This window comes from Scytonema sp. UIC 10036, assembly GCF_009725235.1.
In genome coordinates, this window is sequence record NZ_WJFC01000297.1 from 1 (window position 1) to 12,557 (window position 12,557).

The 12,557-nt window shown below is 40.2% G+C and carries 9 protein-coding genes and 2 pseudogenes; 2 read left to right on the forward strand and 9 right to left on the reverse strand.

The window, feature by feature from the left end; all coding sequences use genetic code 11:
- Positions 1-294: pseudogene (locus F7734_RS64875) on the forward strand (IS4 family transposase); the annotation flags it as partial.
- Between the two features lie 124 nt (positions 295-418).
- Positions 419-676, forward strand: a complete 258-nt coding sequence (locus F7734_RS57420) for a hypothetical protein (RefSeq protein WP_155753076.1) — start codon at positions 419-421, stop codon at positions 674-676.
- 294 nt (positions 677-970) lie between these two features.
- On the opposite strand, the pseudogene F7734_RS57425 reads toward F7734_RS57420, so the two are convergent.
- From F7734_RS57425 to F7734_RS57465, 9 genes and pseudogenes are all read right to left on the reverse strand, one after another.
- Positions 971-1,482: pseudogene (locus F7734_RS57425) on the reverse strand (IS701 family transposase); the annotation flags it as partial.
- Positions 1,470-1,712, reverse strand: coding sequence for a XisH family protein (locus tag F7734_RS57430; RefSeq protein WP_243147611.1), 243 nt, complete (start codon positions 1,710-1,712; stop codon positions 1,470-1,472). The pseudogene F7734_RS57425 and the gene F7734_RS57430, both read right to left, overlap by 13 nt.
- A 284-nt stretch (positions 1,713-1,996) precedes the next feature.
- Positions 1,997-4,558 carry a formylglycine-generating enzyme family protein gene (locus tag F7734_RS57435; protein WP_155753077.1) on the reverse strand — a complete coding sequence of 854 codons (2,562 nt, stop codon included), beginning with the start codon at positions 4,556-4,558 and terminating at the stop codon, positions 1,997-1,999.
- Positions 4,551-5,549: a MoxR family ATPase gene (locus F7734_RS57440; RefSeq protein ID WP_155753078.1), complete on the reverse strand. Its 999-nt coding sequence runs from the start codon at positions 5,547-5,549 to the stop codon at positions 4,551-4,553. The genes F7734_RS57435 and F7734_RS57440 overlap by 8 nt, the downstream gene beginning before the upstream one ends.
- Positions 5,550-5,557: 8 nt before the next feature.
- A complete protein-coding gene (locus F7734_RS57445; protein ID WP_155753079.1) occupies positions 5,558-7,183 on the reverse strand; it encodes an effector-associated domain EAD1-containing protein in 1,626 nt (541 codons plus the stop codon).
- Positions 7,184-7,525: 342 nt separating this feature from the next.
- On the reverse strand, positions 7,526-8,959 hold the full coding sequence (locus tag F7734_RS57450; RefSeq protein ID WP_155753080.1) for an effector-associated domain EAD1-containing protein: 1,434 nt from the start codon (positions 8,957-8,959) through the stop codon (positions 7,526-7,528).
- A gap of 539 nt (positions 8,960-9,498) precedes the next feature.
- Positions 9,499-10,164 (reverse strand): hypothetical protein, encoded by a 666-nt coding sequence (locus F7734_RS57455; RefSeq protein WP_155753081.1) that lies wholly within the window; start codon positions 10,162-10,164, stop codon positions 9,499-9,501.
- 332 nt (positions 10,165-10,496) lie between these two features.
- The gene (locus F7734_RS57460) at positions 10,497-10,949 is read right to left on the reverse strand and encodes a retroviral-like aspartic protease family protein (RefSeq protein WP_155753082.1); all 453 of its coding nucleotides are present in this window, start codon (positions 10,947-10,949) and stop codon (positions 10,497-10,499) included.
- Positions 10,950-11,185: 236 nt separating this feature from the next.
- A complete protein-coding gene (locus tag F7734_RS57465; RefSeq protein WP_166482792.1) occupies positions 11,186-12,454 on the reverse strand; it encodes an FGGY-family carbohydrate kinase in 1,269 nt (422 codons plus the stop codon).
- Positions 12,455-12,557: the final 103 nt, after the last annotated feature.

Consider the following 12,557-nt stretch of genomic DNA (forward strand, 5'->3'; position numbering starts at 1 on the left):
GTTTACTCTGGCTCACCTATGAAGCACGAGTCCATCCACAAACTTCTTGCAGTACAGTTTTAGAACCCCATGAATGGCAAACCCGCATGTGTGACTATTTCGCAAAATCCTCATCCACCGCAAACACCACCCTCCCTAGCTGAAGCTGTGAGAATGATTGCAAAACTTGGGGGTTTTTTAGGGCGAAAAAGTGATGGAGAACCGGGTGTCAAAACCATTTGGCGTGGTTTCAAAAGACTGCACGATATTGCAGCTACTTGGAAGCTATTTAACCACCATTCTTCCACCATTTAATTTCCGGGAATCAGTTGCTGAAAAATACATCTTCAATTCTATTCCCAATCCAAATTTCTGACGCCAAAAATTGGGAGAAACCTGAGTTGATAATTCCGGATGTCGTTTTCAAGGGTAACCCCCGATGAACACCACCTCAATTTTCTCATATTTTCCCTTTTTTCTGCTGGCGTTCAAGTTAACGATCGCCCCAACCGACGGCGCGGTTGCAATCTCTTTTTTCGACTCAAACTTGCTCGTGCTCTTTCCCCCTTTTTCTGCTGGCGTTCAAGTTAACGATCGCCCCGACGGCGCGGTTGCAATCTCTTTTCCTGAGTCTTATGGGCGAGGTCATTTTAAGTCTTTTGCGATTCCCCAATTTCTATTTACAAAGACCACCTAACGGCACGACAAAACACGCCTACTTTCATTGGCTCAGGACTCAATTACCATCACAAGCTTTACCGCTATCAATTGATTGTCATCACAACCTATAAACACGCACACCGCAATCTCACATCAATAGATTTTTGTCAACCCCCTTCAACGGCTTATCTCAAAAAACCCTTTCTCCATCACAGTTTGGCGATTGTTAAGAAAGATGCGGGTAATGCATAGCTTTCCAAGGGGGGACGAAGGGGGGTAAATCTAACTTGTGTGTACACGGTAGGCTTTTTTAGTGGGACTTAAACAAAAATTAAGCCCAAATGTAGCCTAAACTAGCTTTGTAAGCGGCAAACACGTCACGATTATAGGTTAACCAATCAAAGAAACGATAAGACATAGCTGTTCTAAAAGCTCTCTCTGCGTAGGTAAAGGTATTCAAAGGTTTGTCAGCCCTTCTTCGTCTCAACCCCCCTGTTATTTGATGCGAAAGAATAAAAGTATATGCACAAAAAACCACGCTGGAAATGTCGAAGTAAACTTACTTTATCTCGAACTTGATATTCTTTTAGCCCTAGCCAACACGAGTGCTTCTCTATAAAAAACTTCCACCCAATTTCTTTGAGAATAGGTATTAACTATCCACTCAGGCGAAACAATTGGTGTAGAAACATTAGTGATAAAATAGTCAATATCCGTCGCTTCACAGGAAGATACAGCATTCATAACGATAGCAATATTTCGCTTTCCCACGAGTTGTGATATCTCTACTTCTCTTGTTACTACCCATACTGTTTTCGGTTTATCTAAGTTCAGTTCAACTTTGGTAGTTCTAAGGTAAAAAAGGAACGATAAGTATCCCAAGGAACTGCTAAGTATAAAAGTCTTCCTGGGTGTTCCTCTTCAAGTGCTAGTTGATATTTAAGAAACTGCCCTAAAGCGGTACTAAATTCAGTTGTAGCAGATGGAGCGACAAAGCTTTTGACTTCGACAGCGATTTTTTCTTCATTCCGTTCGGCTGCTAAAATTTTCTCTGCACCAAGGTCAATGTACATATCCAAACCACCAAAACGCAAAAAGAAGGGGTCGTGTGTGATGAGTCAACCCTCTTTCTCCAGGGCATGTTTTACTACATCATGGAATACGTCTTTGGCTGCCATTGCTTGCTATTGATGCATTCTAATTTAAGAAAATTTCAAGCAAAACTTACAGACTAGAATTTACATGATATACTATATTTATGTAGTTGAATTGTTAAAAAAAAGTTTTAGCTCGCTCCACTCTAATATGCTCACCAAGTGCTAAGAAAAGAAAAGCCGAGGGCAAAAGTACCCAAGTGTCAAGGGCTAGGAGTTCTCGGCAACACAACGCTCACAACTCGAAAACCGAAAGGGTTGTAGTCGCTGACTGGGTAGCCGTAGTAGCGACAAGCAGAACGACAATACTTAGGATGGAAGTTCCACGAACCACCGCGCAGTGTTCTTTTTTGATTATCATGCTCTTTTTGATTGATCCATGCTTCACCATTCGTAGGTGCTCCTTCATAATTATTATGCCAATGGTCAGCACACCATTCCCATACTTGCCCGTGCATATCGTATAACCCAAAAGCGTTGGCTACACCAAAACTCCCAACTAGTGCAGTTTCTCCGTAAATTCCTTCATCCCCATAGTTTGCTAGGTGGGTCGAGATTTTCTCGCCAAAATGAAACGGAGTCGTTGTACCTGCTCGACAAGCATATTCCCACTTAGCTTCACTTGGTAGACGGTATGCTTTTTTCGTGTATTTGGACAAGCGATCGCAGAACTCTACACAATCATACCATGAAACTCGTTCAACAGGTCGATTGTCACCTTTAAACCGAGATGGATTGGCTTTGAGATCTCGTTCAACTTTGGGTAATGCAGCAACGGCTTTCCATTGTGCTTGAGTAACTGGATATTTACCCATAAAGAAAGGCTTGATAGTAACTTGATGTTGCGGGCGTTCATTGTCTGTACTTCCTTCCTCATCTTCTGGTGCGCCCATAGTAAAAGTACCACCAGGTATATAAACCATATCTAGGGTAATCTTCTTACCCAAGTTTTCAGCAAAGTATTGAGCTTGTTTGATTTCTTCTATAAGAATTTCGCCGTGAGGGTTGACGGTAACAAACTTAAAGTTAAAAGTTGATAAGGCTTGAGAACTTGTATCTGCTACTAATTCCTCTTTGCCTTTTTGTAAATTTTTCTCTAATTCGTCAGCTAATTGAGCGTGTACTCCACCTAACTGACGCAAAACTTTCACTTTGAGTTCTGCAAAGGGACGAATTTTGCTTGCTAAATTATCTCTAGCTTGGGATAAAGGATTTTGTAAAACTGCTTCAAAATCCCGTACTGACAAACCAAGTCTTTCAGCGATAAACTCAGAGACTTTCTCAAGAACTGAATTAGCCTTACTTACGGGTACAGATTCCAGCAGTAACTCCCTAATCCCATCAATAAACTCGTACTCAACGTACCCAGGATTCTTGTCTTGGCTGGATTTGAGCAACCCACTCATAAACACCTCAGCCAGATGAATCTGTTGTGATTCTTTAAGCAGGGTTTGTTGAATTAGGTTTACTACCGATAAACTAACAGGAGCAGCTGCTATTAATCCAGCTAACCGACGAGCAATGGGAGAAGCGGTGGCGCGAAATCGATTGACTAGGGCTGATGCACTCAGTTGAGTTTCGCTTTGCTCTGAAGCTGGTTGAGTTTCACGAGACAGAACTCGATTTTCAGGGGAAGAAAACTTGAACCCTACTGTTCCTATGTTCCCACAACCCGTTATTACCCGCGACCAAACTAGCAGAGGTTCTGGTTCTAAAGTAATGATGGGAACGGGGATAGAATTTGGGATTTTAGATTTTGGATTTTGGATTATCTGTTTGTCTTGTTGGACATCATCTGTAAAATCATCTTCTATTTCATCTTCATCCCAACTTTCCACAATAAGTCGGGAGTTGAAAACTCCAGGAATTAGAGAACGCAGTTGAACGGGAATTTCCGATGCTAAAGCTGTTCTGTCCCAAAGTCGTTCGGGAAGTAACTGAAGAACAGTCAACAACCCATTGCGTCCCCATAACTCTAGCACCGGATAAATGAACTTCTCTCGCCAAGCAGGGGATATACAATCACTGACTAGCAGAATTAAACGCCGACCTTTTGGATCGACCAATTCTTTGGGATGATGGGGAGTAGAACTATAATTTTCAGAACTATCTCGAGCAAATAGTTGTGTCTCACTATTTTCTGATACTTCCTTCCTTGTTATCCTCAATTCCCAACTTCGGACATCTCGAAACGCACCGTGATGTTTTAAAAGTCGTTCGAGTTCGGTAATCGTCTGTTTCCAAATCGCCGTTGAACGGGTTTGCTCAACCACCAACGCTAATTCTAACCATCTCTGGGGGGCTGGTTTTAGAACTGGCGTCCAAATTTTTTCTTCCGCAATGCGTCGAACAGTGGCTTCTTCATCGAGTATCTTCTCTGTAGGAGATGGAAATTTCCGCATCAAAGGACGAATAGCACGCCCTAACTCTAGCGAATTTCTCAGTGCGATCGCTGCAGGTACTTTGATAGAAGTTCCCTGGTTAGTTGATGTCGCCGTTGTTGAGCGTGAGGTACGAGAAGGAAGATAAACCTGAACGCTAGGTTCTGATGGTTCTGAGACAGTGGGAGTTTCTGCTTGAGGTTCTGATTTTGGAGTTGTTGGTTTGTCTGGTGTTGGTAATTTTTGTTGCGTACCAGCCGATGGCGGTTGCGATTGTTCTGATTCTTCTTTTATATGAGCCGCCAACCAGAGAATTTCCGCTATCTCGCGAGCAGTGAGATTAGAGTTTACCTTTTTTAGAATAGCGATCGCTTTCTCAATCATAACCTTCCGTACTGTTTAGATAGCGTAACACTTGGTTCATCAAGGTTTTCTTATCATCTGACAAATCAAGCATCGGAGAGTCGCCTTTATCAGCCGTCTTGGTTAACAGATAAATTGCATTAAGTAATTGATCTGTTGCCAACTCGCCCTTCTTCCGTCGTTTTACAAACTTCTCAACGAGCGCTTCTGCTCGTTCAGTAATATTATCCCCTAAATGTGCCCTAACAATGACTTCTAATTCCTCCTTTGTTGGTTCTGGTAAATCTAATCTCAAACAACGACGGAGAAAAGCCGGAGGAAATTCTCGTTCGCCATTGCTAGTCAGTATGACAAAGGGAAACGCCTGACACTGTACCTTTCCTCTTTCAATGGGTGCAGTTTTTTTCTTACCTTCTTTATCATCCTCCTTATCGTCAGTTTGAACAATAATTTCTGGTTGTTTACTAGCGATTCTTGTTAGTTCAGGAATTTCAAAATTACCCTCCTCAAAAATATTTAGCAAATCATTGGGTAAATCTATATCGCTTTTATCTATTTCATCAATCAATAAGACTCTGGGAGTTTTTGAAGGAAGCAACGCCGTTCCTAATGCACCCAATTGAATATACTTACCAATTTCAGCTAAATTATCTTCATTGTCCTTTGAGTTGCGTTGAGAATCTTGTAATCTACCAATAGCATCATAGCGATAAAGACCTTCCTGTAAAGTAGAGCGAGTTGTAATATTCCAACGCAACACCTCACCCAGTTGTAATTCCGCAGCCACAGCATAAGCTAGAGAAGTTTTTCCCGTCCCTGGTTTTCCCGTTACCAACAAGGGGCGACGCAAATACAATGCTGCATTCACGAGATCGATTTCTTCACTTCTGACTGTATAGGTTGTACCTCGTGTTTTTTCATCAAACTTGCGCCAATTAGGAGGCGGAGGAAGACGTTTAATTTCGTCGTGAGGGTTTTCAGGCGTTCCTTTAAAGATTTTCCAAGAGTTCATGGTGTTGTCTATTCAGCTATTTTATATTGGAAGTTAGCATCAGGCGGTAAGATATAGGGATTTTCCCATAGTAGGGTAAGATGATGTCCAATATGCTGTTTTGTTTTATCTTTAATAGCTGCTTTAATAGCTGCAAACCGTTTTTCTTGCACACGTTTGGGTAATTCAGCAATTTTACCTGTCTTCAAGTCTTGTAGCTCTTGTTGATATCTACTGTTTTCTATAGTTTTTCTTAACCAAACTATTACTGGTATTGATTCCCTCTCAATCATACTCATAATTGTTTGAGATGGAGGTTGAATTAATTTTACACACACAAGCTTGTCATTGTTTCTTATGTTCATAAGTGATTCTATTAATTCCTCTTGGCATTCTTCATACAAAATAGTATTGTCAGTTGAATGTACATCTTTTTCCACCAATGCCCATTTACGCTCCCAATCATCTCCAAACTTATTGACGCGATCGTTATTGCGAAAAAGTATTTGATACTCAGAACCAAGCGAAGAATTTCGGATTTTAGGAATTGGCATACAATCGATACGTTCTTTAATAATTGTCTGTAAAGGCAAAAATAACATTATCATTAAAGACTGTTTTGCTATTTTATATATTTTTTTATTAATTTGAAAAATTAAATTTTCTATGAATTCAGGAATTTCTTTTAAAGACAATTTTTGTTGTTCATCGGTAATGTCTAATCGATATCTATCATATTGATTTTTATTAATACCTGCTTGAGAACTACACTCGTCAGGAATGAAGAACCAAGCTGACATAAAATATTGTTTTTGTTTTTGTTTTTCACCAGACGGACTTTCTTCTAACCGAATGAGTAGGTATGTTGGCGATGGTGTATCTTTTGCTGTCCTACTTACCCTATTTTTATTGTTTAACTGATTTAAGAAAATCTGAAAATTATCTTCTTTGTTTGCTCCCCAATTTCTTAATTCATCTGTAGCTTTTTGAGGAAGCTTGTCTTCTAGCAGAAGTAAGAATTGCGCTACAAATTGTACAATAGGACTGAAAGGAGCATTTGCTTCAGGCATCTCCATAAGATAAGTTAAAATTTGTTCCAAGGTATCAGTAGAATCTTCCCAATCTTCATAGCCTTTATTACGACAAGCACGATAAGCTTGTGTCATTTCATGCATGAATTTTTTCTCTAGAGGAGTAAGGATATTAAATAGCTCAGAGATAGAATAATATTGTTTGATAAATTCTTTCAATTTTGCGTTATCAGGATTTAACTTACTGGCACCTTCAATCAGTGGCTCAACCCGCCCCTCAGCTTCTGCTGTTTCAATCAAATTAATAATGTCTGTTATATTTAATTTATCTATTTGATTTAGTTCGCTGTCAATTTTCTCCATTTGTCTGTATAAATCATCAGCTTGTTTTTGAAGCCGATGGCAATCAACTTTATTGTTTGTTATGTCTATTTGCTCGTTGGCTAAAGTATATTCCTCTTTCAATTGCGCTAAACGCTTCTCCAAATTTTCTTTTTTGAGAGCAGGAGATTTCGTCGAATGAGGTGGAGTAGAGCTTACTAGTTGTTCGACTTTATTCTTATCTGGAAACGCGCTAATCAAAGCATCTTGTAGTTGTTTCTTTTGTCCGCCAATCAATTTCATGCAATTTTCCTACTCGAATGACTTAGAAAAATATAAAGATATATTTAAAAAATATGTTTTTATACTTTGCCGTTCTGTGTAAGTAATTACACCTCCATTCTGCTTGTTTTCGGACAGGTTTCCTTCATATATACTTTCTAAAGTCATTAACCATTAACTTATGCACTCATTTGAAGCTGTTGACAGAAATCGTCAGATATAACGCGATTTTTTTGGCATCTTAAAGTCTGATTTTTCGCCGAATGAGAGCCAACATCACCCACCGTAGGGGCGCAAGGCGTTGCGCCCCTACAAGTCTGAAACATATAATGGTTAATCTGTACAGTGCGTAAGCCCTATTCATTAAATTGATTCACCTATTTGATTTATTTCGCTTTCAATTTTCTCCATTTGTCTGTATAAATCATCAGCTTGTTTTTGAAGCCGATTGCGCTCAACTGCATTGTTTGTGATGTTTATTTGATCGTTGGCTAAAGTATATTCCTCTTTCAAGTTCGCTAAACGCTTCTCCAAATTTTCTTTTTTGAGAGCAGCAGCTTTGCTCAAAGGACGTGAAGTAGAACCGCCCTCATTAGTCTTCTGAATGTTCACAATCGTGTCCAATTCAGGTTCTCGATTCTTTTCGATCGCCAGCTTTCCATCCTGATAATCTGCTAAAATCATATCCCCAAAGCCTTCAGTACGGGCTGTTGGTTCTTGATTTCTATGGTTTTCAAAATTCCAACGACGCAACCCATCCAGTACATGATTCTTGAGATCGTCCACAGTCACAAAATTTTTCTCCATGCGATCGCCTTTACCGGAAAGCCCGTCTAACAAATAGTAAGTAAAGACTCCGTGTTCTTTGTCCTCCCACGCAACTTGTTGAGCGGTACTTGCAGCAAGGAGTGCAAAACCTTCAGCTGATTCATACACATTTTTGATAAATTCCGGATCGGCGATACTCCTCCCCATCTCTACCCCAGTATGACAAGCATCTAATGTAAGAACTAGCTGTTGCGCTTCACTCTTCCTCATATATTCCTCTACTTCAGCAACAGGTAAAGCCCGTTTCTCCATTAAGGAATACTGGGTATCTCTCATAATTAAAACAGGTTCCTTCTTAGAAGCTTCTCTCTCGACTCGCGTTCCGTGACAAGCAAAATGCACCCAAAGTAAATCGTTTTCTCTAACTGCTTTACACATCTCCTTCAATCTTGCTTCCACATTATCGCGAGTGGGAAACAAAGCATCATCCCAGTTGCGCTCGTCGTGAAGACACTTCACCACATAGCCAAGCTGTGTCAGAATTTTCTCTAACGCCAACACATCGTTAACACAAAACTTCAATTGTCCAAAGTTAGAGTCATTATACTTATTCACTCCCACAAGGAAAGCCCAACGCTGCTGAGGTTGTTTTTGTTTTGGTACTGGTACTGCTTGGCGAGAATCAGGCGTTGGGGAGACTGGAGAATTTTCCTCTTTTCTCAAATCCTCTTTGTCTTGTTGCGAATTTCCCTCAGATTGTTCCTTGAAGAACTCCCGCTCAAAATCCAATAATTTTGAGTTTCCACGATTTAACTCACGAGCACCTCTAATCAGTTTCTCAACCCATCCCCCAGACTCTGCTGTCTTAATCAATGCATAAACAATATCTACTAAGTTATTTCCTCCGGCGATCGCATCTAGGTTTTCGTCGAGTTTATAAGATACCATTTGTTCGAGTTTATTCTTATCCGGAAACGCACTAATTAAAGCGTCTTTTAGTTGTTCGCGTTGTTTACCAGTTAATGTCATGCAATTTTCCTTCTCAAATTACCTAGGGAAAACACTAGTATTAAAAATTACCATGATTTTTCCACATATTTTTTGGCTTAAGTACTTGCACCCCTATTCTGCTTGCTTTCAGACATAACTCCTTCCGCATCTAGACTTTATAAAGTCACGAGCCATGAACTTATGCACTTATTTACTGATGCACACCTAAACACAAATGCGTGTCAGTCATTCTTCGCTGCGATCGCATTCAGGTTTTTGTCAAGCTTTCCTCCCAGTGAAAAAGAATATCATGTATTATCTTCAGTTCCTGCTGGGATAATTTCGTACCAAAAGGACAGAATCCTTAACATGATGCTTTCCTACTTGTAAATGACGCCCAATTCCAAAACCGTCTATATGCTGCAACCAAGAGCTTAACAGTAAAAGATTATCATTTAACAAACTAGAAGTACACAATCGCCAAATCAAAATTTAGAGTTTTTTAACCTTTGCTTTGTGACTTTGCGCCTTTGCGACTTTGCGTGAGCCACAAACTCTTCACACACAAGGTTAATTTTTCAAAAATACATATGAGAAAGTTTTGAAGTCAATTCGCCAATAATTTTAAGAGTTTTCTCATCGTCTAACATTTCTCTTTCATAGACATAATTTTTCTTATGGTTAATTTCCCCAACAATACAAGGAACATCATTGTTATTATCAGTCATTAAAACAAGAGTTGCACATAACATATTTTCTCCAGCATCAACAGAATGATACTGCCCAGGCTTGACAAAATAACTTTGACCGGGATAATATGTTTCGCTGTTTATCAATTCACAAGAGACTCTTATACCAGTAGCTTCAACTGAAGAAGAGTTCGTATTGATATACTGTGCTTGGTACAGTTCCCGATCGCGATCGCAATTGGGTTGAACGTTATATATATGATTGGTGATGCTGCCACACAAAATCTTGCTATGTAATGTCCAAGAATGAAAATGTATTGGCCAATCAGGGACTTGCTTTGGACGGAAATTTGAGAGCCATATATGAAGACGGACAATATCGGTAGATGTAGGAGGATTTAGACACATTATTGAGAAGCCAAAAGGACTCCACATACTAGATAAGCGGTTTTGCGTGACTCCATCCATTAACAGTTCGTATAAAATTGTAATAGTTTCAATATGAGGAGCGTTTTCTTTCAATGCCTTCAGTAACTTTTCTCTGTAATTGTACATAAAATATTTTGTAGAACCTGTACTTTTGTTAAAGCATAATATTAGCTACTAAAACCAAAATGGTCTTAATGCACTTGTTATTACTTCTAAAATAGCCTAAAGCGAGCCGCTATAGCGTCAGTACATTCTTGCCAAGCAAGAATCATGACGTAACGACAGTTGTATAGATATGCCAACAATTTATCGTAGGACTATAGCAATCCTATTTGATTTGCAAACACGTAGGGTGGGCAATGCCTACCACGTAATACTAGCGGTGGGCATTGCCCTACCTACTACAGTACTTAAAATTTTTCACAAATGATTTAGGATTGCTATATATACTTACAAAACTAAATTCTCAATACAGGATATTCTGGATGTTCTGGATTTGGAATTAATCTTTGAATCTTGCAATCTACATACAAATCTAAAGATTCCAATACTGTTTGACCGATTAACACCTCATCCCCTGAGACTAAAGTCGCTTCTGTTGTTTCGCGTCCCTCTATCTCAATAATCACAGGTTCAGTCAATCCAACTGGTTCTTGTCTCCCATCAGGATACTTTGCTATCTGCTGAGAGCGAATCTTCAAACCTAATTTTTCCACTATTTCCATTGGTAACACGGTACGTACAGCACCAGTATCTACAAGTGCTTGTGTCTCCCACACGCGCAACTGATTTGGATTTAATAATCCGCGATCGACTAAGATTTCATCAACAGCATTGGTGAGTTTCACTTGCACTCTAACCTTTCCTATATCCTTATTAACCATACGAATGGAATGATTGAAATTTAGCATGGCTTATACCTTCCTACTTGCAATCTTCTGCTTTTTATCTGCTCTCTGGTGCGCCTAGTAAGGTTTTTTTTCATCACCTCTCAACAGTAGCTGTGTCAATAAATGTATTGATGTACTAAATTATACAGGAGGCGGAGCCTCCCAACCATGCATTCCCAGGCTCAGCCTGGGAACGAGAGAACGAGAGAGGCTCAGCCTGGGAACGAGAGAAACGAGAGAAATCCAAAATCGAAAATCTAAAATCCAAAATCGGATGAAATTCCCTGCATTGCTAACAAAGCAGTTCCAAAAGCCGCCTCTGCATTCACAGAATGCTCAATGGGTACCTGTAAAAGACGCCCTCTAATAACCCGCCAAACACGATTCCTCGCACCACCCCCAGCCGTATAAACACGAGTTAACTTATCAGCCCCCAATTCCTGCAACAACTCATATCCCCGTGCTTCTATCCGAGCAATGCTTTCTAATAATCCATGCAAAAATTCTACCTGACTATCGGGACGCGGTTCCAATCGCCCAGACAAATTTGGGTTATTTATTGGAAATCTCTCCCCCGGCTTTAATAACGGATAGTAATCCAGCTGACTTGCTTTCAACCCATCAATCTCTTGGCTGAGGCTTTCTAACTCCGCACTGGTAAAAAATTGCTTAAGGACTGCACCTCCCGTATTAGAAGCACCTCCCGTCAGCCACAAATCCCCCAAGCGGTGGCTGTAAATTCCGTATCTTGCATCATCTACACGAGTTCGGCTTAACAGTTTGAGTACCAGTGTCGATCCCAGAGAAGTCACTGCTTCACCTGGGAGTGTTGCTCCACTGGCAAGAAAAGCTGCAATACTATCAGTTGTACCCGCACAAACTACACAATCGCGAGGAAAACCTAACTTATCTGCAATGTCAGCACGCAGTTCTGCAATGGGTGTACCTGGAGCGATAACTTTTGGTAAGTACACTTTCAGTTGCAATTGTTTCAGCCAGTCGGGATATTCTAACTTTTCTACGTCATAACCCAACTTTAATGCATTATGGTAATCGCTAATGCCCAATTGCCCGTGTAAAAGAAATGCCAGCCAATCTGCTTGATGCAGGAAGTGTGTTGCTTCTACAAAAGCTGGCAATTGTAACATCCATAAAAGTTTGGCAAGGCTGGAAGTGGCACTTAAAACTGTATGATTGGGAGGTGCGCTCGCTTTTAGTTCTTCCATCACGAGCGCTCCCCGTGCATCGTTGTACAACAGTGGTGTATCCACAGGTTGACCTTCGCTGTCGCACAATAAGACTGTAGAAGAGGTACCATTAATTGCGATCGCTCTCACGTCTTGCCTTAACTCCTGTGGAATTTGTTCGAGTAGGTTAAATAAAGCTTCTTTCCAGCAATTTGCTAGGTCAAAGGCATTATACATATCAAAGGGATAGCGTCCCTCAAACTGGATACAAGTTTCTTTGTCAATGACTGTAGCCCTTGCACCCGATGTACCAAAGTCTATGCCCAGATACAAGTTTATTGGGGATTTTGGATTTTGGATTTTGGATTTTGGATTTTGGATTTTGGATTTTGGATTGGGGATTGGGGATTTTGGATTTTGGATTTTGGATTGGGGATTGGGG